Here is a 22,693-nt window from a genome sequence, read left to right as displayed (position 1 = left end):
TGCGGATCGGTCCCTCCGGCCTCCGGGCGGTTCCCCGCCCCTCACGTGCTGCTGTCCTGCCCCCTCGCTCCGGCTCCGCTGGAACCCGTGCACCCCGTGCCAACCCCCTGCGACCAGCACGATGGTGTCCGAAGCGGCGGCCGGAACGACCCAGGTCCGGCATTACTCACACGATTGAGTGAGTCGGCGTGTGGCTGTGCGGCTCCGCTCCGGCGCAGCCGGCGACAGGGTGGCCGGAACGTTCCCGGACGCACGAAGGCCCGGCCCCGGGCGATTCCGGGGCCGGGCTTTCGTGTGTGTCAGGCCCCTGCCGGGGACTCCGCCCCACGCAGGGTCGCACCGGTGCGTTCGACGGCGGAGGCGACCGCGGCGTCGCGTGCCGCCGAGGCCTCCTCGGCGGTCAGCGTGCGGTCGCGCGCACGGAAGCGCAGCGCGTACGCCAGGGACTTCTTGCCGCTGCCGAGCTGTTCGCCGGTGAAGACGTCGAACAGGCGCACCGATTCGAGGAGTTCACCGGCGCCCTCACGCAGCGCCTTCTCGACCTGAGCCGCCGGCACGGACTCCTCGACGACCAGCGCGACATCCCGCGTCGCCACCGGGAAGCCCGAGATCCGCGGGGCGGGCACGACCGATCCGCCCGCCTTCTCGACTGCGTCGAGGTCGAGTTCCATCGCGCAGGACCGCGACGGCAGCCCGAGCGCCTTGACGACCCGCGGGTGCAGTTCGCCCGCGTGCCCCACGAGCGTCTCGCCACCCTCACCGTCGCCGACGAACAGCGCCGCGCACCGGCCGGGGTGCCACGGCTCGAACTGGGCGCTGCGGACGGTGAGTTCGACTCGCGCGGCGCCCGCCACGGAGCGGGCGGCCTCGACGGCGTCGGCCCAGACCGCGGGGTGGCCCTCGCCCCACCAGCCGGGCTGTTCACGGGGACCAGCCAGAACAGCCGCCGCATACCGCGGCTGGCGCGGCAGCGCCGAGTCCAGCGAGGCGATCTCCTCGTCCCCGGGCCGGGCGTCCACGCGCAGCCGCTCCGCACGGGACTCCTCCCCTGTCGGCAGGAAGACCAGACCCGTCTCGAAGAGGGCCAGACCGCCGTGGCTGCCCTGGCTGCCGCGGCCGTCGTTGCGGCGCAGCGCCGCGAGAAGGCCCGGCAGCAGCGTCGTGCGCAGCGACGGCTCCTCGTCGGAGAGCGGGTTGACGAGCGTCACCGTACGGCGGCGTACGTCGTCCTCCGCGAGGCCGAGCTGGTCGAAGGATTCCGGCCCGACGAAGGGGTAGTTGAGCGCTTCGACGTAGCCGGCGCCCGCCAGCGCCCGTCCGACCCTGCGATGCAGTCGCTGCCGTTCGGTCAGGCCCCGGCCGGCGGGCGGCCTGGGGAGCGTGGAGGGCAGGTTCTCGTAGCCCTCCAGCCGGATGACCTCTTCCGCCAGGTCGTTGGGATCGGTCAGATCGGAACGCCAGGACGGCACGGTGACGGTGAGTTCGTCCTGCCCGTACACGTCGCACCCCACCTGCAGCAGGCGGTGCACGACGGTCTCGCGGTCGTAGTCGACGCCGGCGACGCGGCCCGGGTGCGTCACGGGGATCTTGATGGTGTGAGGCCCGTGCGGTGTGACGAACTGGGTGACTCCGGCCTCCGCGCTGCCTCCCGCGAGCAGCACCAGCAGGTCCACGGTGCGCTGGGCCGCGGCCGCGGCGGCCTCGGGGTCGACGCCTCGTTCGAAGCGCCGGGACGCCTCCGAGGAGATCCTGTGCCGCCTGCTGGAACGAGCCACGGTGACCGGGTCGAAGTGGGCTGCTTCCACGACGACTTCGGTCGTCCCGCGCCACTCGCCGCTCTCCGGGTCCTGCTCGGGGTCGGCGATCTCGCTGTTGATGCCGCCCATGACACCGGCGAGGCCGATGGGCCCGGCGTCGTCGGCAATGACGAGGTCTTCGGCGTCCAGCTTCCGCTTCGTGCCGTCGAGGGTGGTCAGCAGCTCGCCCGGAGTGGCACGGCGGACCGTGATGGGGCCCTCCAGCCGGGAGCGGTCGTAGGCGTGCAGCGGCGAACCCAGCTCCAGCATCACGTAGTTGGTGATGTCGACGGGCAGCGAGACGGGCCGCATGCCCGACTTCTGCAGCCGCCGCTGGAGCCACAGCGGCGACGTGGCCTCCGGCCGCAGCCCCGTGACCGTGCGGGCGGCGAAGCGGTCGCAGCCCTTCGGGTCGGAGACGTTGACCTGGAAGCCGTCCGGGTTGGGTGTCGGCACGTCCAGCAGGGCGGGGTCACGCAGCTGCTGCCCGTAGGCCGTCGCCGTCTCGCGGGCGATGCCCCGCATGGACAGGCAGTAGCCGCGGTCGGGTGTGACCGCGATGTCCAGCACCTCGTCGACGAGTTCGAGCAGTTCGATGGCGTCGGTGCCCGGCTCGTACTCGTTCGGCAGGACGATGATCCCCGAGTGGTCGTCGCCCATGTCCAGCTCGGCGGCCGAGCAGATCATGCCCTCGGAGACCTTGCCGTAGGTCTTGCGGGCGCTGATGGCGAAGTCGCCGGGCAGCACCGCGCCAGGCAGCACGACGACGACCTTGTCGCCGACGACGAAGTTGCTCGCGCCGCAGACGATGTTCTGCGGCTCGCCGGTGCCGTTGGCCTGGCCGACGTCGACCTGGCAGTAGCGGATCGGCTTCTTGAACTCCGTCAACTCCTCGATGGCGAGCACCTTGCCGACGACGAGCGGACCCTTGAGGCCGGTGCCGAGACGGTCGACGGTCTCGACCTCCAGGCCGGCCGCGATCAGTTTCGCCGCGACGTCACGGCCGGTCTCGCCTGCCGGCAGATCGACGTACTCTCGCAGCCACGAAAGCGGGGCGCGCATCAGATCTCCATCCCGAACGGCCTGGTGAAGCGCACGTCACCCTCGACCATGTCTCGCATGTCCTCGACGTTGTGGCGGAACATCAGCATCCGCTCGATCCCGAACCCGAAGGCGAATCCGCTGTACCTCTCCGGGTCCACGCCGCAGGCGGTCAGCACACGCGGGTTGACCATGCCGCAGCCGCCCAGCTCGATCCAGCCCTCGCTGGAGCAGGTGCGGCACGGGCGGTCCGGGTCGCCGACGGACTCGCCGTGGCAGCGGTAGCAGACCATGTCCATCTCGGCGGACGGCTCGGTGAAGGGGAAGTAGTTGGGACGCAGGCGGGTGTGCACGCCCTCGCCGAACAGCTCGCGCACCATGTGGTCGAGCGTGCCCTTCAGGTCGGCCATGGTCAGGCCCTCGTCGACGGCCAGCAACTCGACCTGCGTGAAGACGGGCGTGTGCGTCGCGTCCAGCTCGTCGGTGCGGAAGACCCGGCCGGGACAGATGACGTAGACCGGGGGCTCGCGGTCGAGCAACGTACGGATCTGCACGGGCGAGGTGTGCGTGCGCAGGACGACGCCGCTGTCCTCGCCGTCCTTCCCTTCCGCCGAGCTGTCCTTGCCAGGGCGCACGAAGAAGGTGTCCTGCATCGTGCGCGCCGGGTGGTCGGGCGCGATGTTGAGAGCGTCGAAGTTGAACCACTCCGCCTCGGCCTCGGGGCCTTCCGCGACCTCGTAGCCCATGGCGACGAAGATGTCCTCGACGCGCTCGCTGAACGTCGTCAGCGGATGGCGGGCGCCCTCGGGAAGACGGTCGTAGGGCAGAGTGACGTCGACGGCCTCCTCGACGAGGACCCGCTCGTCGCGTTCGCGCTCCAGCTCCTCCTGCCGGCTCTTCAGCGCCTGGCCGACGGCGCCGCGTGCCTGGCCGACGCGCTTGCCGGCTTCGGCCTTGGAGTGCGGCGGGAGGGCGCCGATCTCGCGGTTGGCGAGAGCCAGCGGGGAGCGGTCGCCTGCGTGTGCGGCCTTCACCTCTCGCAGCGCTTCGAGATCACCGGCCGCGGCGATGGCGGCGAGCGCCTCGTCCTTCGCGCGGTCGACGACTTCCGGTTTGAGTGCCTCGACCTCGACGGGGTCGTAGGACTTATTGGGTGCGGACATCTTTTCCCGTACTTCCGATTGGATCCGGCTGCGCAAGGGTGCCAGCAGCCGAGTCTAGATGGAGGGGCGTACCGCCCCGCACACGGCCGTGATCGGCCGATCACGCGCAGGGGCCACGCTCCCGCGGGCCGCGGAGAAGCCCGTGCGCGCCGCTCAGGCCATGAAAGCCGGGGCGCCCACGGGCAGGGTAAATCGGAACCGGGCGCCGCCGGCGACCGCCCGGTCCACGGCGATCGTTCCGCCGTGCGCCTCAACGATGCCCTTGACGATGTACAGGCCCAGCCCGGTGCCACCGCGCTTGCTGCCCCGCCAGAAGCGGGTGAAGACGCGGCTCATCGACTCCTCGGGGATGCCGGGGCCTTCGTCGCTCACGGTGACTGCCGTTCCTTCTTCGTCGCTGCGGGAGGGTGCGGGTGCCACCTCAATGGTGACAGTGCCCTCGCCGTGCCGCACCGCGTTTTCCAGCAGGTTGCCCAGCACCTGGTCGATCTTGTCCGGGTCCGCCCACAGGCCGGGCAGCGGCTCGCTGATGTGTGTGACGAAGCGGTCGGCGGAGCGTCCGGCCGCGATGTGCGCCTCGACGTGACGGCGTACCGCCGCGGCCATGTCCACCGGCTGGCGCCGCACCTCGAGGCGTCCCGAGTCGATGCGCGATATGTCGAGCAGTTCGGCGATGAGCCTGGTGACGCGGTTGGCGTCGGAGTCGACGGTCTCCAGCATCAGCCGTTTCTGGTCGTCGGTGAAGCGCTCCCACTTCGCCAGAAGCGTCGCGGTGAAGCCCTTCACGGACGTGAGCGGCGAGCGCAGTTCGTGCGCGACCGTCGCTATCAGTTCGGCATGGCTGCGCTCGGCACGCCGCCGCGCCTCGGTCCCGCGGACGGTCACCACGAGCCGCTGCACCGGGCCCTTCGGGCGCGCCCGCACGTAGCGCGCGGCGACCATGACTTCGCGGCCGCCGGGCAGGAGCAGGTTCCGTTCGGGCTGGCCGGTGCGGGTGGCCAGGCCGCCATAGGGGTCGGTCAGCTGCCACCAGCGGCGGCCGTCCATGTCCTCGAGGGGCAGCGCCTGCTGAAGGGTGCCGCCTAGGGCCTCCGCGGAGCTGAGCCCCGTGATGCGGACCGCGGCGGCGTTGAAGCAGACGACCCGCCCGGCCGCGTCGGCGACGACGAGCCCGTCGGGCAGATCGTCGGGGTGTACGCCGGGTCCGGCGGCCGCTGCGGCGGGGGCCGGACCGGGGTGCGGGATGCCGCTTTCGGGGGCCTGGGCGTGCTGCTCGTCGGAGCTGCTTGCGGCCGGATCGGCGGGAGCACCGGATGACGGGGACGGGTCGCCGCGCGGCTGAGTGCGCTGCGTCCGCACCTCCATTTCCGCTGCACCCCCCTCGTCTGGCCTCACTGGCTCCACCGGCCCCAACTGCCTCGACTGGCTCCGCCCCGGGCCCGGCCACCCTACTAGTGCGGCGTCCACGATGTCCCTCCCCGCGACGCGGGGCGGAGCCGCACGCGCCGGCGGAGGACGTGCCGTGAACACGGGCCCGGCGGGCACATGTTCACCGGTCCGCTTCCGCGCGCACTCGCCCGGTGATTCCCTCGCCGCTCGCCGGGTGGCCCCCCGCTCGGGGGTGCGGCCCCGGGCGCGCCTTACCGGCCGTCGCCGTTCGCGGCGCTGCCGCGCGCCCCGGGACTGCGCTGTGCACGGGCCGAGGCGTACAGGCAGACCGCCGCCGCAGTCGCCAGGTTGAGGCTCTCGGCTCGGCCGTGGATCGGCACCCGCACCACCTCGTCCGCGAGGGCACGGGTCTCCTCGGGCAGGCCCCATGCCTCGTTCCCGAAGATCCAGCCGGTGGGACCGCTCATGGTGCCGGCATCGAGTTCCGCGTCCAGGTCCCGCTCGCCGGTCCCGTCGGCGGCGAGCAGGCGAACACCGGCGGCGCGCAGTCCCTCGGCGGCCTTCCCGACGGGAACGCCGACGGCGACGGGCAGATGAAAGAGCGAACCCGCGGACGCCCGTACGGTCTTGGGGTTGTAGAGGTCGACGGACGCGTCGGTCAGGACGACAGCGTCGGCCCCGGCAGCGTCTGCGCATCGCAGCACGGTGCCGGCGTTCCCGGGATCCCGTACGTGCGCGAGGACCGCGACGAGGCGCGGGCGGGCGGAGAGAACCGCCTCCAGCGGGGAGTCGACGAAACGGCAGACCCCGATCAGGCCCTGCGGGCTGACCGTCTGGGCGATGCCGTCGAGCGTCTGCGGCTCGGCGAGATGGACTCGGGCTCCCGAATCCCGCGCCTCACGCAGGATCCCGGGGTGGCGGTCAGCTGCCTCAGGCGTCGCGAACAGCTCGACCAGGGCGGGACCGGCTTCCTTCCCCGCGCCCGCGTCGGTGCGGGCGGGCCGGTGCGCCACGGCCTCCCGCACGGCCTGCGGTCCCTCGGCGAGGAAACGGCGGTCCTTGGCGCGGAAGTTGCGCCGCACCAGGCGCCGCGCTGCGGCGACGCGAGCGGAGCGCGGCGAGATCAGGTCGGGGGTGCCCATGGGCGGTGGCTCACTTCCCAATTCGAGACCGTGCGGCACGCGACAGCAGCGGACCCGCGGGCATAGTGCCCGCGGGTCCGCTGCAGTGCGTCAATGGCCTGCGTGCTTCAGGCTGCCTTCGGGGCGTTGACGTCGCTCGGCAGGGCCTTCTGCGCCGCCTCGACGAGAGCGGTGAACGCGCCCGCGTCGTTGACCGCCAGGTCGGCAAGGATCTTGCGGTCCACCTCGATGTTGGCGGCCTTCAGACCTTGGATGAAGCGGTTGTAGGTGATGCCGTTGGCCCGGGCAGCGGCATTGATGCGCTGGATCCACAGCTGGCGGAAGTCGCCCTTGCGCCGCTTGCGGTCGTTGTAGTTGTAGACGTAGGAGTGAGTGACCTGCTCCTTCGCCTTCCTGTACAGACGCGAGCGCTGGCCGCGGTAACCGCTGGCCTGCTCGAGGATCGCCCGGCGCTTCTTGTGTGCGTTGACTGACCGCTTGACGCGTGCCACTTGATAACTCCTTGGTACACGGGGCCGGTCTGGTGGGACGACCACCCAGCCCGAATCGATTGGGTCCCGGCCGGGCCGGACTTACTTGCCGAGAAGCTTCTTGGCCTTCTTGGCGTCGGCCGAGGCCGCCTCGGTGCTGCCTGCAAGGCGGCGCGTCAACGTGGACGGCTTGTGCTCGAGATAGTGGCGGCGGCCGGCACGCTGGCGCATCACCTTGCCCGAGCCGGTGATCTTGAAGCGCTTGCGGGCACCACTGTGCGTCTTGTTCTTCGGCATGTCGCCGTTCACTCCTCGTCGGTGACACCTCGCACTCGGCCGGGGGCCGGCGGCGGAGGCGCCGTCTGTCGCTTAACGGGTTGTCCGGGGGTCCCGAGGGAGGGGGCCCTGGAGGGCTCACGCCTCGGCGGGCTCCTCGGCGGGCTCCTCGGCGGGGCTGCTCTCCTGCTGGCGGCCGGCCTTGCGGGCGGCCTGAGCCTCGCGGGCTTCGGCCATGGCCTCGGTCTTCTTCTTGTGCGGACCGAGCACCATGATCATGTTACGGCCGTCCTGCTTCGGGTTGGATTCCACGAAGCCCAGGTCGGCGACGTCGTCCGCGAGCCGCTGGAGCAGCCGGAAGCCCAGCTCGGGGCGGGACTGCTCACGTCCGCGGAACATGATCGTGATCTTGACCTTGTCACCCTGCTTGAGGAACCGGACGACGTGACCCTTCTTGGTGTCGTAGTCGTGCGGATCGATCTTCGGCCGGAGCTTCATCTCCTTGATGACCGTGTGCGCCTGGTTCTTGCGTGCCTCACGGGCCTTCATGGCCGACTCGTACTTGAACTTTCCGTAGTCCATGAGCTTGCACACCGGCGGACGGGCTGTGGCCGCCACCTCGACGAGGTCGAGGTCGTATTCCTGTGCGAGCTCCAGGGCCTTGGCAAGCGGCACGATGCCGACCTGCTCGCCACTGGGACCGACGAGTCGCACCTCAGGGACTCGAATCCGGTCGTTGATGCGGGGCTCGGCGCTGATGGGGCCTCCTCGGGTACACGACGCGGCGGTCTGGCGGACGGCCGCGCAAGTGATGTCGTCTTGTGACCACCGCGCCGGGGACGCAAAAACGCCCCTGACGGACACAGGCGGTGGCTCCTCAAAGACCTGGAGCACCATCGCGCGATCCGCGGGGCGCAGCCTGACCGTTGACCCGCGGCCCGGCGGGGCCGTCAGGTGGGAGTTCGGAGCCTCCACTTGCGGGCTGAAGCACGTACTCTCCAGCCGGTCGATATCCCAGCATACCAGGGGTCACAGATGGTCCCCACCGGGGTCACCTGGGCGGGAGCCCTCACGGCGGAGGGGCCTAGGGTGGCACGCATGAGCGACACCGAATCGAATCGCCCCGCGGGGGCCGGCGGTCAGGGCCCTGGTGCTCCCGACTTCGACAGCTTGACCCGCGACATCGCGGACGTCCCGGCGGTCGAGGTCATCACCACGGTCGCTGTGCATCTGATGAGCTCGGCCGCGGTCAACCTCGGCCTCTCCGAGGACGGCGAGCAGCACCGCGACCTGGACGAGGCGCGCAAGCTCATCCACTCCCTGGCCGGCCTCGTCACCGCGAGCGCCACGGAGATCGGCACGTACCACGCGGCGCCGCTCCGCGACGGTCTGAAGTCGCTGCAGCTGGCCTTCCGCGAGGCGTCGGCGGTGCCGGACGAGCCCGGGCAGGGCCCCGGCGAGAAGTTCACGGGCCCCGTGTTCAGCTGACACACACGGGGCCGGACCGGAGGTGATCCGGCCCGGCCCGTGCCGTGCGTTCAGCGGGGGGACCCCGAAGGCTGAAGGTTCCTGTGCAGTTCCGCGCCGGCGGGAGGGTGCGTGACGCGGTGCACCGCCGCCGCCAGCAGGCCCCCCACGAGCGGGGCCACGAGGAAGAGCCAGAACTGGGTCAGTGCGGCACCGCCGGCGAAGATGGCCGGGCCCAGGCTGCGGGCCGGGTTGACCGAGGCGCCCGTCAGCGGGATGCCGATCAGATTGACCACGGCCAGCGTCAGGCCGATGGGGATGCCGCCGAAGCCCGCGATGGTCACCTTGTGGGTCATGCACAGGTAGACATAGACGAGCAGCGCGGTCAACATCAACTCCGCCAGGAACGCGCCGCCCAGGTTGATCTGCACGGCGGAGCGGTCACCGAAGCCGTTGCTGCCGAAGCTCTCGCTGGTCTGCAGTCCGGGGACCTGCTTGGCGAGCAGGAAGAGCAGTGCGGCACCCGCGATGGCGCCGGCGATCTGCGCGACCCAGTACCTGATCGCGGTCGGCAGGTCCATGCGCTTTGCCGCCACCATCCCGAGGGTGACCGCGGGGTTCACGTGGGCGCCGGAGACCGGTCCGAAGACGTAGGCCAGCGCGAGCAGCGTGAACCCGAACGCGAGGGCGATGCCGAGCGTCCCGATGTACTCACCCGACAGCACCGTGGCGCCCACGGCGAAGAACACGAGGACCAGGGTTCCCAGGAATTCCGCCGCAGTGGTCTGCAGCTCCGTCTCGGTCGACATGGCACTCCTGACACGTCGGGAATGGTCGTCCACCATCCTCCGCCGCCTGCGCCGGGCTCGCATGTCGAGCGGGAACAGGCCATTCACCAGCGACGATGCGCTCGGCCACGCTTTCCCGGGCGATCGGGCCGCCGCAAAGCGCCTTGCAGGTGAGGGCATCCCCGGGCCGCAGGGCCGAGGGGAAGACAGTCAGCGCCGGTGGAGAGCGTCCTCGGGCAGGGTGCTGCCGGGCGGGAGCAGCGCAAGCTCGAGGCCCCGGACGAGACGAGAGCGCAGCGTCTCGTCGGACGCGAGCGCACCGGCCAGCCGCCGCACGGTCGCTGTGGCCGTCGCGGAGTCGGCGGCGGCGTCCGGGGTGAGCGTCAGGGCGAGGGTGGCGTCGGCCACGGGACCGCCGGGCGCCAGAAATGCGCCCGCCACATCGGGCTCGGCCTCCAGCACGGCGCGCAGCGCGGCCGTGACCTGGGGGTCGGCGGCCGGGTCGGTGCTGGTGCGGCCCTCGGCGAGCGCACGGAGCGCGGCGCCGGTGAGCTGATACGTCACGGGCCCGGCGAGGTCCAGGACGAGGGTGTCGGCTCGCTCCTGGACGAGCGCCCGCAGCGCCTGGCCCAGGGGGACGGCCACGGGCCGCGCCTCCGCGTTCCAGCGGGCGAGGGTCTCGGTGCTCGTGAACGCGGGCAGTGCCCGGCGCCCTCCTGGAGAGGTGAGCGTCGGCACGGCCATGTCGCTCGTCTTGTCGCGGCGCAGCCCCGACTCGTCGGTTTCGGCCTCGCCCAGGACCGCGACGACGGGGACCAGCAACCGCCCCCCGGCGAGGGCTTCGAGCACGCGCTGTTCGGCGCCCGGTCCCCCGGGGGCGGCCTGCCAGGCGGCGAGCGCCTCGGCGAGGGCGGGGTCGGCCGAGCCGGTGTCGGCTGCGAAGCCGGGATCGGGGATGTTCTTGAGCGGCACCACGGACGGCAGCTTAGTTCCGAGCCGCGGCGGGTTCCGACGCCGGGGCGCAGCCGAACCTCCTGCACCCGCCGAACCCCGTCCGGCCCGTCGCGTCTCTCTCACTGCGGGAGCCGCAGGGCTCCGTTCTTCAGCGCTCCGGCGACCCCGTACGCAGGCCGCGCAGCGTCTCCAGAGTCACGCCCTTGTGCACGGCCACCGCACCGCCGACGAGCAGCAGCCCGAGCACGGCGGCGATGGTCGCCAGCCAGCCCGCGCTGGGTCCGTCGTCCGGGCCGGTTCCGAAGAATTCGCTCCGGTACGGCGGATGACTGGGCTCCTGCTTGCGGGGCTTGATGTTCGAGCCCATCTCGATGGCTGCCGCCGGGTCGACGACGCCCGTGCCCAGGGCGTCGCTGCGTCCGCCCTCCGGGGTGTGGCGTGCCGTGTCGGAGATCAGCTCCTTGACCTGAGCGGGGCTGAGGTCGGGGTGGGCGGCCCGTACGAGCACGACCGCACCGGAGGCGAACGCCGAGGCGGCGCTGGTGCCCCAGCCCTCGTAGTAGTGGCGGTCGGGGTCTGCGATCAGCACGCCCTTGCCGGGGGCGGCGACGGTCGCGTACCAGCGCCGGGTGGAGAAGGAGGCCCGTGCACCGCGGCGGTCGACGGCCGTGACCGCCATGACGCCGGGATAGGCGGCCGGGTAGGAGACGTGGTCGCCCTCCTCGCCGCCGTTGCCGGCGGAGGCCACGACCACGGAGCCCCGGCGCTGGGCGTAGCGGACGGCGGCGTCCTCGCCGGGCTCGGGATGAGCGGAGCTGCTGTCGTCGCCGAGGGAGAGGTTGATGACATCCGCGCCCTTGTCGGCGGCCCAGCGGATCCCGTCGGCGAGGGCGGTGGCGCGCGCGTTGCGGGCCTCCTTGCGCTTGGGGTCGCTGTCCTCGAGGAGGACCCTCACGGGAAGGATCTTCGCCTCGGGCGCGACGCCCATGACGCCGAGCTTGTCGCCCTTGCCGTGACCGTGGCCGGCGATGATCCCCGCCATGGCGGTGCCGTGCCGTGCCCACGCGCGGTCGCCCTTCTTGGCTCCCATGCGGATGAAGTCACGTCCCCCGTGGACGCTGCCCTTCAGGTCCGGATGGCCGGGGTCGACCCCGGTGTCCAGCACGGCGACGGTGATGCCCTTGCCCTTGGTGGTCTTCCAGGCGTCCTCCGCCTGGAGGGCCTTCAGGCCCCACTGCTGGCGCTGGACGCCCTCGCCCTCGGCCGCCTGAGCGATCCCGGCTGCCGGGAGCAGCCCGAGCGCCGCCGCGAGCGCCACGACGGCCAGCCGTCGCGGTCCGCTGTGCCGGGCCGGACCTCCCATGGGACGTGTCTGCCTCACTGGTCGCCCTCTTCTTCCCCTGCCGCATTGCGCAGCCGGCGCTCGATGCGGTCCGCGATGCCCTGTGCGTCGTGGCCGAGACCGGCCTGTGCGGCCGCCGAGGTCTCGCCCTTCTCGGTCGCCTCCGCTGCGGCCTGCGGGTCGCTGACGATCCGTCCGTCCGCGAAGCCGCTCACGGCGTAGACGACGACGGGTGCGTCGGAGAGCACCCGGATCGTCCAGCTGGCACGCTGCGCGTCGCCGAAGTCGGCCGAGACCGTGCCGCGTGACCCGTAGGGACGGGGCATCAGATCGGTGCGCTCGCTGAGGTTCTCGACCGCGAACCGCTTGCGGAGCGCGCGCATGCCCGCACCCTCGGAGCGGGTGAAGAGCAGACCGACGGTCGTCACGGAACTGGTCGTCTCGTCGGCGTACGTGGCGCGTACGAGGCGGCTGCAGCCGACGGGCAGGAGTGCCTTGGCGAGCAACGGGTCGAACCCCTCACGGCAGTTGCTGTCGGGCGCGACCGCGACGCGGAGCCAGCGGCGGTCGGCCCCGCCGGGGCCGGCGCCCTTCCCTTCGAGGACGCGCGGGAAGAGGGCGTCGACGGAGCTGTTGTGCCACGCGGCCCGCATGTCGTCGAACGACCCCTCGGTGGCGGCCTGTTGGCCCGGATCGTCGGTGAGGAACGTACCGGCCGCCGCCCCGCCCAGCAGACCCACGCCAAGGACGAGACAGACGGCGGCGGCGACGGTGCGGGGCGCGGGCCGGTGGTGCGCGGGCTTGTCGCTGATGGGCCTCAGCTGCCACGTGGGAGGTCCGGAGTCGGGATGGTCGGACGGCCACGGCGGAAGGGGATTCCCGGCCGGTGCCGGAGGTCCCACCACCGGACGCTGGGGCGGGACGGTGCTCGCAGGCGGAAGCGGTGCGGCGGAGCCGGTGCCCCGGATGTATCTGTCCCCCGCCGGGCCGTCATCACGGGTCCGCCCGGCGTCGTCGGAGTGGGGCAGGCTGCGGCGCGGCGGCCAGGACGTCAGCGGCTCGCCTGTGGGCGGCGGGGGCTGGGGAATCGCTGCGACCTGGGGAAGCTGCGGCCCGCCGGACGGGGACGACGCGCCGGGCCGGTCGCGATCGGCAGAAGAGTCTGACGGGGCGGACGAGGACTCCGGTTCGGGCCTGGATGCGTCCGATTCCGTGTCGTGCGGCATGTGTGCGGTGGGCTCGTCTCTCTGTGCATGCTCCACGGGCCCGCCCTGGCGCGGAGGCGCGGACGGGCGCGGGGGAAAGGCGGGGCGTGGCGGGACCTGGGGACGCCCGGGATATGAGCCCGGGGAAGGGTCCTGGGAGTGTGTGCGGTCGGCATCAGTGCTCATCTGCACCCCTCCCGCGCGCAGCGCCACCCCACACGACCCCTTTCGGGGCATGCCGGTTCTCATCGGACAGCACGCCGCTGGTCCAGACTCGCGGCAGCGTGCGGCCGTCACTCTACGGTGCGAACTGGTGGTCCCGGCAACCCGGTCGAGCAAGATGGGAGGGCTGTCCTGCACGCCTTCGCTCTGGCAAGCTGCCCGCGTGCCCGACGCCTCTTCAGACCTCGCAGCCGACCGCACCCGCTACGACCGTGCGACGGCACATCTGGACCCGCCGCTGGCCGTCGTCGACCTGGACGCGTTCGACGCCAACGCCTCCGACCTGGTGCGCCGCGCGGGCGGAAAGCCCATCCGCGTGGCCAGCAAGTCGGTGCGCTGCAGGGCGCTGTTGGAGCGGGTGCTCTCCCGTGACGGCTTCGCCGGGGTGCTCTCCTTCACGCTCGCCGAGTCGCTGTGGCTGGCGCGCTCCGGGATCGACGACGTGCTGCTGGCCTATCCCTCCGCGGACCGTTCCGGGTACACCGAACTCGCCTCGGACCCGAAGCTCGCCCGGAGCGTGACCGTGATGGTCGACGACACCGACCAGCTGGACCTCATCGACGCCGCGAGGGAAGGCGGCACGCAGGAGATCCGGGTCTGTCTCGAACTCGACACGTCCCTGCGGCTGTTGGGCGGTCGTGTCCGCATCGGCGCGCGCCGATCACCGGTCCACTCCCCCACGCGGCTCGCGGAGCTCGCCCGCTCGGTCACCCGCCGCGAGGGCTTCCGCCTGACGGGATTGATGGCATACGAGGGGCACATCGCCGGAGTCGGCGACGCGGCACCGGGCAACTGGGCACGCTCGCGCGGCGTACGGCTCATGCAGGCGGCGGCCAAGCGGGAGCTGGCCGCGCGCAGGGCGGCGGCCGTGCGGGCGGTGCGCAGCGTCGCCCCAGGCCTGGAGCTCGTCAACGGGGGCGGCACGGGGAGCGTGCAGCACACGGCGGCCGAGGAGGCGGTCACGGAGATCGCGGCGGGCTCCGGCCTGTTCGTGCCGCGCCTGTTCGACCACTACACGTCGTTCACCGGGCGTCCGGCCGCGCTGTTCGCCCTGCCGGTCGTACGCAGACCGGGCGTGGGCGTGGTGACGGTCCTGGGCGGCGGCTATCCGGCCTCCGGAGCGCCCGGCCCGGACCGTCTGCCGCAGCCCTACCTTCCCGAAGGGCTGCGCTACGACAAGCAGGAGGCGGCGGGCGAGGTGCAGACGCCGCTGCTCGGGCCGCCCGCCGACGATCTCCTCGTGGGAGACCGGGTCTGGTTCCGGCACGCCAAGGCCGGTGAGCTGTGCGAGCGGTTCGACACGCTGCACGCGATCGAGGGCGGCCGGGTCACCGGCACGTTCCCGACGTACCGGGGCGAGGGTCACACGTTCCTCTGAGAATCGTGCGGCGGCCCCCGGACAGGGCCCGCCTCACCGTTCGCGAAGGGCTCGCATAACCGGCGCGGCGGGGAGTGCGCACGCCCCCGAGCGGATCACCCCCGTCCGTTCTCATACGTCTTCGCTCGGGCTGTCCTGTTCGGCTTCGCGCTCGGTGACTCCTTCGGCCAGCTTGTCCATGTCGCTCAGCGGCGGCGCGGACTTCGCGATGTCGAAGCCGGTGCGCAGCAGCAGCATCTCCCCCGACCCGTCGGGGTGTGTGAAGGCCACGGACTCGACGTAGGCGTCCGGCTTGGTGCGGTTGACGATCTTCCAGCGCACCCGGTACGCGTCCTGGCCGGCCACCGAGGTCTTCTCGGAGGCGACCGCCTCGCGCGAGGTGATACCGCCGTAAGTGCCCTTGCTGTAGGCGAGCTTGGCGAACCGCCCGATGTCCTTCTTCGCGGTGTCCTCTGCGCTGCTCTTGCCCGCGGGAGCCACGACGATGACGGAGGAGCCGCGCAGGCAGCTCTCCTCCTTGCTTCCGGGGCACTTGTACTCCCCGGTGGTGACCATCGGCCCGAACGGGTCGTGGTCCCAGCCCTTCAGGACCGGTAGATCGACTCCCGCCGCGGGGACGTCGCCCTCGGGCCCGCCGGGGGCTTCCGGGTCCTCCTCGGGTGCTCCCCCGTCCTCGTCCTCGTCGGGGGTGTCGGGCTCGCCCGCTCCGGCCTCGTCGCGCGTGAGACCGGAGCCGGGGCCGGTGCCGAAGGCCAGGACGACGCTGACGACGAGGGCGGCGACAAGGACCACCGCACCGACGATGCCCGCCACGAGAGGGCCGCGCACGGCCGCCTTGGTGCGGGTCTGCCCGGTCCAGGACGTCCCGTCCCACCAGCGTTCCGCAGAGGGCGAGTTGGCTCTCTGCGCAGGGTCGGGATCGGGGTACCAGCCGGGCGGCGTCGTCATGCTCACGCATCGCACTGTAGGGCAACGTGTGTACGAATCACACAGTCACCGCCCGGCCGGAGGCGTCCCCGCAGGGACAGGGTCAGACGGGCGTCACGTACGCCCCGGAGATGCCGCCGTCCACCATGAAGTCCGTCGCGTTGACGAACGAGGCGTCGTCGCTGGCCAGGAAGGCCACGGCGGCAGCGATCTCCTCCGGCTCGGCGAAGCGGCCCGGCGGCACGTGCACGAGGCGGCGCTGCGCACGCTCCGGGTCCTTCGCGAACAGCTCCCTCAGCAGCGGGGTGTTGACGGGCCCGGGGCAGATCGCGTTGACCCTGATGCCCTCCCGTGCGAACTGCACGCCCAGCTCCCGCGACATCGCGAGCACACCGCCCTTGGACGCCGTGTAGCTGATCTGGGAGGTGGCCGCGCCCAGAATGGCGACGAAGGAGGCGGTGTTGATGATCGAGCCGCGTCCCTGCCGCTGCATGTACGGGATGGCGTGCTTGCAGCACAGGTAGACCGAGGTGAGGTTGACCTGCTGCACGCGCTGCCACGCGTCGATGCCGGTGGTGAGGATCGAGTCGTCGTCCGGAGGCGAGATGCCCGCGTTGTTGAAGGCGATGTCGACCGAGCCGTACGTCTCGTGAGCGGTGCGGAAGAGTGCCTCGACCTGGGCGGCGTCGGTGACGTCCGTCTCCACGTACAGTCCGCCGGTCTCCTCGGCCGCCTTCTTGCCGCGCTCGCCGTCGACGTCGGCACAGACCACCTTGGCGCCCTCCGAGGCGAGGCGGCGCGCGGACGCGAGGCCGATGCCGCTGCCCGCACCCGTCACCACGGCGGTGCGGCCGGTCAGGCGCCGGCACTGGGGCGTTGCCCCCTCGGGGCCGGTGAGCGATTCGGTCACGGCTGTTCCTCCGTACTGATGAAGACGTTCTTGGTCTCGGTGAAGGCGGCCAGCGCGTCGGGGCCGAGTTCACGGCCCAGCCCCGACTGCTTGTAGCCGCCGAAGGGAGTCGTGTAGCGCACGGCACTGTGGGAGTTGACCGACAGGTTGCCTGCCTGGACGCCGCACGAGACGCGCAGCGCACGGCCCACGTCACGGGTCCAGATCGAGCCCGACAGGCCGTAGTCGGAGTCGTTGGCGATGCGGACGGCCTCCGCCTCGTCCTCGAAGGGGATGGCCACGGCCACCGGTCCGAAGATCTCCTCTGCGCTGCGCCGGTCGCCGGGCCGCCCCTCCAGGACGGTGGCCGGGTACCAGAAGCCCTTTCCGCGGGGGACGTCCCCCCGGATCAGGGCGGGTTCGTCCTCGGGGACGTAGCCGCGCACGCGCTCGCGCTGGCGCTCCGAGATGAGCGGGCCCATCTGCGTCGCCGGGTCGGCCGGGTCGCCGGCCGTGAAGGTCTTCACCGCCGGCTCCAGCAACTCCAGGAAGCGGTCGTAGACCTCGCGCTGCACCAGGATGCGGCTGCGCGCGCAGCAGTCCTGGCCGGTGTTGTCCAGGAACGAGCCGGGGGCGGCGGTGGCGGCCAGTTCGAGATCGGCGTCGGCGAAGACGATGTTGGGGCTCTTGCCGCCGAGTTCGAGCGTCACCGGCTTCACGCTCGCCGCGCACCGGGCCATGATGTCCCTGCCGACGGCGGTCGAACCGGTGAAGACGACCTTGGCCACCCGCGGGTGCTCCACCAGCGCTGTACCCGCCACCGGGCCCTCGCCGGGCAGCACTTGGAAGAGGTGCTCGGGAAGTCCCGCCTCCAGGGCGAGTTCACTCAGGCGCAGCGCCGTCAGCGGCGTGGTCTCCGCGGGCTTGAGTACGACCGCGTTGCCCGCGGCCAGCGCGGGCGCCGTGCCCCAAGCGGCCACCGGCATGGGGAAGTTCCAGGGCGCGATGACGGCGACGACGCCGAGCGGTTCGGCGAAGGTGACGTCGATGCCTCCCTCGACCGGGATCTGACGGCCGCTGAGCCGCTCCACTCCCCCGGCTGCGTAGTCGAGCAGGTCGCGGACGTTGCCCGCCTCGAACCGCGCGTTGCCGACAGGGTGTCCGGCCTCCTGTACCTCCAACCCGGCCAGTTCCTCGAGGTGTTCGTCGACGACGACCGCGAACCGGCGCAGCAGCCGGGCCCGTTCGCCCGGAGCGAGCGCTGCCCAAGCGCTCTGCGCGCTCACCGCCCGCCGCACGGCCGCATCGACTTCCGCCGGGCCGGCGGCGGTCACGGTAGTGATCAGTTCCTCGGTCGAGGGGTTGATGACCGGGAGCTCGTTCACGTGGTGCTCGTCCTGCAAAGTTCGTTCCTCACATGCGCTCGAAGGAGCGGAAGCGCTCCCAGTCCGTGACGGCCGTGTCGTACGCCTTCTGCTCGACGTGCGCCATGTTCAAGTAGTGCGTCACGACTTCCTCGCCGAACGCCTCGCGCGCGATGGCGCTCTGCTCCCACAGCTCGGCAGCCTCGCGCAGCGTGGAGGGCACGTGCGGGGCGTCCCCCGAATAGGCGTTGCCGGTACAGGCCTCCTCGAGCTCCAGCTTCTGCTCCACGCCGTGGAGGCCCGCCGCGATCATCCCGGCGGTGGCCAGGTACGGGTTCACGTCGCCGCCGGGCACCCGGTTCTCCAGGCGGTGGCTGTGTCCGTGCCCGACGATGCGCAGCGCGCACGTGCGGTTGTCCGGCCCCCAGGCCACGGCCGTGGGTGCGAAGGAACCCGGCTGGAAACGCTTGTAGGAGTTGATGTTCGGGGCGTAGAGCAGCGTGAACTCCCGCATGGCCGCGAGCTGTCCGGCCAGGAAGTGCCGCATCGTGGCGGACATCCCGTACGGGCCGTCGTCGTCGGCGAGGACAGGGGCACCGTTCTCGTCGCGCAGCGAGAGATGGATGTGGCAGGAATTGCCCTCGCGCTCGTTGAACTTGGCCATGAAGGTGAGCGCCTGGCCCGACTGTGCGGCGATCTCCTTGGCGCCCGTCTTGTACACGACGTGCTGGTCGCAGGTCGTGAGCGCCTCGTCGTAGCGGAAGGCGATCTCGTGCTGGCCCAGGTTGCACTCGCCCTTCGCGGACTCCACCTTCATCCCCGCCGCGCCCATCTCGTTGCGGATGCGGCGCAGCAGCGGCTCGACGCGGCCGGTGCCGAGCATCGAGTAGTCGACGTTGTACTGGTTCGCCGGGGTCAGGTCCCGGTACGCGCTGTCCCAGGCCTGCTCGTAGGTGTTCTGAAAGACCATGAACTCCAGCTCGGTGCCGGTGTACGCGCTCCAGCCACGCTCGGCGAGACGGTCGAGCTGGCGGCGGAGGATCTGCCGCGGGGAGGCGACGACGGGAGAGCCGTCGTGCCACGCCAGATCGGCGGTCACCATCGCCGTGCCCGGGTTCCAGGGGACGAGGCGCATGGTGCTGGTGTCGCCGTGCATGGCGAAGTCGCCGTAACCGCGCTCCCAGGAGGACATGCTGTAGCCGTCGACGGTGTTCAGGTCGACGTCCACGGCGAGCAGGTAGTTGCAGCCCTCGGTGCCGTTCTCCAGGACCTCGTCCAGGAAGTGGCGGGCCGCGAACCTCTTGCCCTGCAGCCGCCCTTGCATATCGGTGAAGGCCAGGGCGACGGTGTCGATCTCCTCCCGTTCGACGAGCACCCGCAGCTCGTCGACGGAGAGCAATGGTGTGCGTTCTGCCACGTCTGGCCTCCTGTCGGTCCACCGGAAGTCATAAGGTAGTCCCGGAGACCATTGGTTCGGAAGGGGTTCGATGAGGGAGGGGCAGTGAGAGCCGATCACAGAGCCGCGCCGGGGAGCACCGGCGGCCGGACCGGGAACGACCGGCTCGCCGCCGTGCTGCGCCCGGTGCGGGCCGGCAACGGCTTCGAGGAGGCTCTGGAGCAGATACTCCAGATCGTCCGGCTGGGCCTGGTCCCCGACGGCGAACGGCTCCCCGCCGAACGCGAACTCGCCGAACGCCTCGGCATCAGCCGCGTGATGCTCCGCGAAGTGCTCAAGGTACTCGCCGAACAGGGCCTGGTGGTCAGTCGGCGCGGCCGCTACGGCGGCACCTTCGTACAGCACCCGCAGCCTCCCGCACCCGACGCGGAGACATCGGAGAATCCGCCCGGCGTCGTCGAGCCCCCCGAGGACGTGGACGTGCGGGACACACTCCGCTTCCGCGAGGTGCTCGAGACGGGCGCGGCCGAACTGTGCGCCTCCCGCGGGCTGGAGAAGTCCGAGGCCGCACAGTTGCGCGCGGCCCTGGACGCCACCCGGAACGCGGCCCTCGCCGACTACCGCCGCAGCGACACCCTCTTCCACCTCACCCTCGTCGAACTGGCCGGCTCCCCCACGCTCACGGCCCAGTACGCGGCCGTGCGGGCCAAGGTCAACGACCTGCTGGGCCGCATCCCGCTGCTGGTGCGTAATCTGGAGCACGCACAGCGCCAGCACGCGGAACTGGTCGAGGCCGTCCTGGCCGGCGACCCGGAGCGGGCGCGCACCGTGAGCCGCGAGCACTGCGCGGGTACGGCCGCGCTGTTGCGGGGGTTCCTCGCATGACCGTCCGGCGTGACGGCGGCACACACACGTAATCCCTGCGTGACGCACCAGGGGTTGCGCTGCGCCCCACCTCGGCGCAAAGGTATGTAGCCACACCAATGCCGAGGGTAGGAGCGGTCATGGCCGATGGAACCAAGTCCTCGCACTCGTCCCCCGATACCGGCCCGGAAAGCGCGGAAGCGTATCTCCAGGCACGGTCGCTGCGGCGGGGCAGCGCGGGGTGGCTGCTGCTGACCGGTCTGGGAGTGGCATACGTCGTCTCGGGCGACTACGCGGGCTGGAACTTCGGCCTCGCCGAAGGCGGCTTCGGAGGACTGGCGATAGCCACCGTGCTCATGGGCACGATGTACGCCTGCCTGGTCTTCTCCCTCGCGGAACTCTCCTCGATCCTGCCGACCGCCGGCGGCGGCTACGGCTTCGCCCGCCGGGCGCTGGGGACTTGGGGCGGCTTCCTGACCGGTACGGCCATCCTCATCGAGTACATCCTCGCCCCGGCGGCCATCGCGGTCTTCATCGGCGGCTACGTCGAGTCTCTCGGCCTCTTCGGAATCGAGGCGGGCTGGCCCGTCTATCTGGTGTGCTTCGCGCTCTTCATCGGTATCCACCTGTGGGGCGTCGGTGAGGCGCTGCGCTTCAGCTTCATCGTCACCGGCATCGCGGTCGCGGCCCTGCTGGTCTTCTGCGTCGGCGCGTTCACGCACTTCGGCGGCGGCTCGCTCAACGACGTCGCGGTCGACGGCGCCGCCCTCGGTTCCAACTCGTGGCTGCCGCTCGGGCTGCTGGGCATCTGGGCGGCGTTCCCCTTCGGCATGTGGTTCTTCCTCGGCGTCGAGGGCGTGCCGCTCGCCGCCGAGGAGGCCCGTGACCCGGTCCGGGCCATGCCGAAGGCGCTCGCGTGGTCGATCGGCATCCTGGTCCTCCTGGCGCTCATCACGCTGATCCCCGCTGCCGGAGCGGCCGGTTCGGACGCCATCAAGGACGCCGACAACCCGCTCGTCGCGGCTCTGCAGGCGGCGACCGGCGGCGAGCCCACGCTGCTGAGCAGGATCGTCAACTACGCGGGCCTGGCAGGCCTGGTGGCCTCGTTCTTCTCCCTCATCTACGCCGGGTCCCGGCAGCTGTTCGCCCTGTCCCGCGCCGGATACCTGCCCCGGTTCCTCTCCCTGACGAGCCGGCGCAAGGCCCCCTACCTCGGCCTGCTGGTGCCCGGCGTGATCGGCTTCGGGCTGGCGGCGTACACGGGCGACGGTGCGCGGATGCTGAACATCGCCGTCTTCGGCGCCGCCATCAGCTACGTGCTGATGTCCCTCTCGCACATCGTGCTGCGCCGCCGCGAGCCGGAGCTGCCCCGTCCGTACCGCACACCCGGCGGGCTGCTCACTTCGTCGGTGGCCTTCGTGCTCGCCTGTTCGGCCGTCGTGGCCACGTTCCTGGTCGACCCGACCGCGGCGGGGATCGCCCTGGTCCTCTACGTCGTGGCCGTCGCCTACTTCGCCCTCTACAGCCGGCACCACCTTGTGGCCGCCGCCCCCGAGGAGGAGTTCGCGGCGCTCGCGGCCGCCGAGGCGGAGCTGGAGCGGGACTCCGACGGCGACGACCCCGCTCCCGCCCCGCACGCACGCTCCTAGACACCGTCCCGCCCGTCCTCATCGACCGTCGGGCCCGTTCTCGTCCGGCAGTGCCCGCCCGGCCGTTCCCTCGCGCGACGGGCGGGCACGCGGGCGTACGCGCGGCCCGGGGCACGCCACGTCCGTACGCTGGAGCACCGGACGGGACCGGGTCCCAGATCCTGAGGTGCGGGCACCGCGACCGACGGAACGCCCGGAGACGACGAGATCCGCAGCCGGAGGCCTTACGCCATGCAAAGCCCGCTGATCGGCGTCAGCACATACATGGAGACCGACGTCCGCTGGGGCGTGTGGCAGCACCAGGCCGCGGTGCTGCCCGCCGGGTACCACCGCCTCGTGCAACGGGCGGGCGGATGTGCACTGCTGCTGCCGCCGGACGTCGACGAGCACGCCGACCGGATCGTGAGCAGGCTCGACGGCCTGGTCGTCTCCGGCGGCCCGGACGTCGAACCCTCCAGGTACGGGGCGGAGCGAGGGCCCGACTGCGGCTCGTCCGACCCCGAGCGCGACGCCTGGGAACTCGCCCTGGCCCGCGCCGCCCTGGAGCAGCGCGTGCCTCTGCTGGGGATCTGCAGGGGGATGCAGATCCTCAACGTCCTGCTGGGCGGCACCCTCGTCCAGCACATGGAGGGCCACCGCGGGCGACCGGGCGTCTTCGCCGAGCACACGGTCCGGCCCGTCGCCGGTACGCGGCTCGCCGAGGTACTGCCAGAGCCGGTGTCCGTGCCGACGTACCACCACCAGGCGGTGGCGCGGCTGGGTGAGGGTCTCGTTCCCGGTGCTCACGCCGAAGACGGCACGGTCGAGGCGCTCGAACTGCCGGGCGCCGAGCACCCGTTCGTCCTGTCCGTCCAGTGGCACCCCGAGGAGGGCCAGGACGTGCGTGTGATGCGCGCCCTGGTGGCGGCGGCACAGGCGGCGCCGGCGGAACGGACGGCTCCCGCAGCAGGCTGAGGCGGGCGTCCCGGGAC

The 22,693-nt window shown here is 71.7% G+C and carries 20 protein-coding genes; 5 read left to right on the top strand and 15 right to left on the bottom strand.

Annotation, left to right across the window (positions count from 1 at the left end; all coding sequences use genetic code 11):
• Positions 1 to 299: 299 nt before the first annotated feature.
• From pheT to infC, 7 genes are all read right to left on the bottom strand, one after another.
• On the bottom strand, positions 300 to 2,858 hold the full coding sequence (gene pheT, locus I004_RS0117460; protein WP_028436560.1) for a phenylalanine--tRNA ligase subunit beta: 2,559 nt from the start codon (positions 2,856 to 2,858) through the stop codon (positions 300 to 302).
• Complete coding sequence (gene pheS, locus I004_RS0117455) at positions 2,858 to 4,000, bottom strand: phenylalanine--tRNA ligase subunit alpha (protein WP_028436559.1); 1,143 nt, start codon at positions 3,998 to 4,000, stop codon at positions 2,858 to 2,860. Before pheS ends, pheT begins: the two co-directional genes overlap by 1 nt.
• A gap of 153 nt (positions 4,001 to 4,153) precedes the next feature.
• The gene (locus I004_RS0117450) at positions 4,154 to 5,365 is read right to left on the bottom strand and encodes an ATP-binding protein (protein WP_078511340.1); all 1,212 of its coding nucleotides are present in this window, start codon (positions 5,363 to 5,365) and stop codon (positions 4,154 to 4,156) included.
• A 275-nt stretch (positions 5,366 to 5,640) separates the two neighbouring features.
• On the bottom strand, positions 5,641 to 6,531 hold the full coding sequence (locus I004_RS0117445; RefSeq protein WP_028436557.1) for a TrmH family RNA methyltransferase: 891 nt from the start codon (positions 6,529 to 6,531) through the stop codon (positions 5,641 to 5,643).
• A 107-nt stretch (positions 6,532 to 6,638) separates the two neighbouring features.
• A complete protein-coding gene (gene rplT, locus I004_RS0117440) occupies positions 6,639 to 7,022 on the bottom strand; it encodes a 50S ribosomal protein L20 (RefSeq protein ID WP_028436556.1) in 384 nt (127 codons plus the stop codon).
• Positions 7,023 to 7,103: 81 nt separating this feature from the next.
• On the bottom strand, positions 7,104 to 7,298 hold the full coding sequence (gene rpmI / locus I004_RS0117435; RefSeq protein ID WP_028436555.1) for a 50S ribosomal protein L35: 195 nt from the start codon (positions 7,296 to 7,298) through the stop codon (positions 7,104 to 7,106).
• A 117-nt stretch (positions 7,299 to 7,415) separates the two neighbouring features.
• On the bottom strand, positions 7,416 to 8,090 hold the full coding sequence (gene infC / locus I004_RS0117430; RefSeq protein WP_078511370.1) for a translation initiation factor IF-3: 675 nt from the start codon (positions 8,088 to 8,090) through the stop codon (positions 7,416 to 7,418).
• Positions 8,091 to 8,375: 285 nt separating this feature from the next.
• Here infC and I004_RS0117425 point away from each other — a divergent pair, with 285 nt between their 5' ends.
• Positions 8,376 to 8,765: a DUF1844 domain-containing protein gene (locus I004_RS0117425; RefSeq protein ID WP_028436553.1), complete on the top strand. Its 390-nt coding sequence runs from the start codon at positions 8,376 to 8,378 to the stop codon at positions 8,763 to 8,765.
• Between the two features lie 50 nt (positions 8,766 to 8,815).
• Here I004_RS0117425 and I004_RS34495 read toward each other — a convergent pair whose 3' ends face one another.
• From I004_RS34495 to I004_RS0117405, 4 genes are all read right to left on the bottom strand, one after another.
• Positions 8,816 to 9,553: an MIP family channel protein gene (locus I004_RS34495; RefSeq protein WP_037976568.1), complete on the bottom strand. Its 738-nt coding sequence runs from the start codon at positions 9,551 to 9,553 to the stop codon at positions 8,816 to 8,818.
• A 189-nt stretch (positions 9,554 to 9,742) separates the two neighbouring features.
• Positions 9,743 to 10,504, bottom strand: coding sequence for an SseB family protein (locus I004_RS0117415; protein WP_028436552.1), 762 nt, complete (start codon positions 10,502 to 10,504; stop codon positions 9,743 to 9,745).
• A 130-nt stretch (positions 10,505 to 10,634) separates the two neighbouring features.
• The gene (gene mycP / locus I004_RS34490) at positions 10,635 to 11,849 is read right to left on the bottom strand and encodes a type VII secretion-associated serine protease mycosin (RefSeq protein ID WP_051345114.1); all 1,215 of its coding nucleotides are present in this window, start codon (positions 11,847 to 11,849) and stop codon (positions 10,635 to 10,637) included.
• 14 nt (positions 11,850 to 11,863) lie between these two features.
• Positions 11,864 to 12,730: a hypothetical protein gene (locus I004_RS0117405; protein WP_037976692.1), complete on the bottom strand. Its 867-nt coding sequence runs from the start codon at positions 12,728 to 12,730 to the stop codon at positions 11,864 to 11,866.
• A 688-nt stretch (positions 12,731 to 13,418) separates the two neighbouring features.
• Between I004_RS0117405 and I004_RS0117400 the strand changes: the two genes are divergently transcribed.
• Positions 13,419 to 14,633 carry an amino acid deaminase/aldolase gene (locus tag I004_RS0117400; RefSeq protein ID WP_028436550.1) on the top strand — a complete coding sequence of 405 codons (1,215 nt, stop codon included), beginning with the start codon at positions 13,419 to 13,421 and terminating at the stop codon, positions 14,631 to 14,633.
• A gap of 111 nt (positions 14,634 to 14,744) precedes the next feature.
• On the opposite strand, the gene I004_RS34485 is transcribed toward I004_RS0117400, so the two are convergent.
• The 4 genes from I004_RS34485 to I004_RS0117380 form a co-directional block, all read right to left on the bottom strand.
• A complete protein-coding gene (locus I004_RS34485) occupies positions 14,745 to 15,581 on the bottom strand; it encodes a DUF2510 domain-containing protein (protein WP_051345113.1) in 837 nt (278 codons plus the stop codon).
• An 82-nt stretch (positions 15,582 to 15,663) separates the two neighbouring features.
• Positions 15,664 to 16,470, bottom strand: coding sequence for a 3-oxoacyl-ACP reductase (locus I004_RS0117390; RefSeq protein WP_028436549.1), 807 nt, complete (start codon positions 16,468 to 16,470; stop codon positions 15,664 to 15,666).
• On the bottom strand, positions 16,467 to 17,834 hold the full coding sequence (locus tag I004_RS0117385) for an aldehyde dehydrogenase family protein (protein ID WP_051345135.1): 1,368 nt from the start codon (positions 17,832 to 17,834) through the stop codon (positions 16,467 to 16,469). Before I004_RS0117385 ends, I004_RS0117390 begins: the two co-directional genes overlap by 4 nt.
• Positions 17,835 to 17,862: 28 nt before the next feature.
• The gene (locus I004_RS0117380) at positions 17,863 to 19,230 is read right to left on the bottom strand and encodes a glutamine synthetase family protein (RefSeq protein ID WP_028436547.1); all 1,368 of its coding nucleotides are present in this window, start codon (positions 19,228 to 19,230) and stop codon (positions 17,863 to 17,865) included.
• 84 nt (positions 19,231 to 19,314) lie between these two features.
• Here I004_RS0117380 and I004_RS0117375 point away from each other — a divergent pair, with 84 nt between their 5' ends.
• From I004_RS0117375 to I004_RS0117365, 3 genes are all read left to right on the top strand, one after another.
• Positions 19,315 to 20,094, top strand: a complete 780-nt coding sequence (locus I004_RS0117375; RefSeq protein ID WP_028436546.1) for an FCD domain-containing protein — start codon at positions 19,315 to 19,317, stop codon at positions 20,092 to 20,094.
• 119 nt (positions 20,095 to 20,213) lie between these two features.
• Positions 20,214 to 21,722 carry an ethanolamine permease gene (gene eat, locus I004_RS34480; protein WP_051345112.1) on the top strand — a complete coding sequence of 503 codons (1,509 nt, stop codon included), beginning with the start codon at positions 20,214 to 20,216 and terminating at the stop codon, positions 21,720 to 21,722.
• Positions 21,723 to 21,953: 231 nt separating this feature from the next.
• Positions 21,954 to 22,676 (top strand): gamma-glutamyl-gamma-aminobutyrate hydrolase family protein, encoded by a 723-nt coding sequence (locus I004_RS0117365; protein ID WP_028436545.1) that lies wholly within the window; start codon positions 21,954 to 21,956, stop codon positions 22,674 to 22,676.
• The last annotated feature ends 17 nt before the right edge of the window (positions 22,677 to 22,693 follow it).

The organism is Streptomyces sp. TAA486 (assembly GCF_000426165.1).
Note: the sequence above shows the minus strand (reverse complement) of the source record. Positions and strands in the feature narration are given on the sequence as shown.

Excerpts from the sequence above, each read along its gene's own strand:
- pheT (WP_028436560.1), bottom strand. The coding sequence starts at position 2,858 with ATGCGCGCCCCGCTTTCGTGGCTGCGAGAGTACGTCGATCTGCCGGCA.
- I004_RS0117450 (WP_078511340.1), bottom strand. The coding sequence starts at position 5,365 with ATGGAGGTGCGGACGCAGCGCACTCAGCCGCGCGGCGACCCGTCCCCG.
- pheS (WP_028436559.1), bottom strand. The coding sequence starts at position 4,000 with ATGTCCGCACCCAATAAGTCCTACGACCCCGTCGAGGTCGAGGCACTC.
- I004_RS34485 (WP_051345113.1), bottom strand. The coding sequence starts at position 15,581 with ATGACGACGCCGCCCGGCTGGTACCCCGATCCCGACCCTGCGCAGAGA.
- eat (WP_051345112.1), top strand. The coding sequence starts at position 20,214 with ATGGCCGATGGAACCAAGTCCTCGCACTCGTCCCCCGATACCGGCCCG.
- I004_RS34495 (WP_037976568.1), bottom strand. The coding sequence starts at position 9,553 with ATGTCGACCGAGACGGAGCTGCAGACCACTGCGGCGGAATTCCTGGGA.
- I004_RS0117445 (WP_028436557.1), bottom strand. The coding sequence starts at position 6,531 with ATGGGCACCCCCGACCTGATCTCGCCGCGCTCCGCTCGCGTCGCCGCA.
- I004_RS0117365 (WP_028436545.1), top strand. The coding sequence starts at position 21,954 with ATGCAAAGCCCGCTGATCGGCGTCAGCACATACATGGAGACCGACGTC.
- rpmI (WP_028436555.1), bottom strand. The coding sequence starts at position 7,298 with ATGCCGAAGAACAAGACGCACAGTGGTGCCCGCAAGCGCTTCAAGATC.
- mycP (WP_051345114.1), bottom strand. The coding sequence starts at position 11,849 with ATGGGAGGTCCGGCCCGGCACAGCGGACCGCGACGGCTGGCCGTCGTG.
- I004_RS0117425 (WP_028436553.1), top strand. The coding sequence starts at position 8,376 with ATGAGCGACACCGAATCGAATCGCCCCGCGGGGGCCGGCGGTCAGGGC.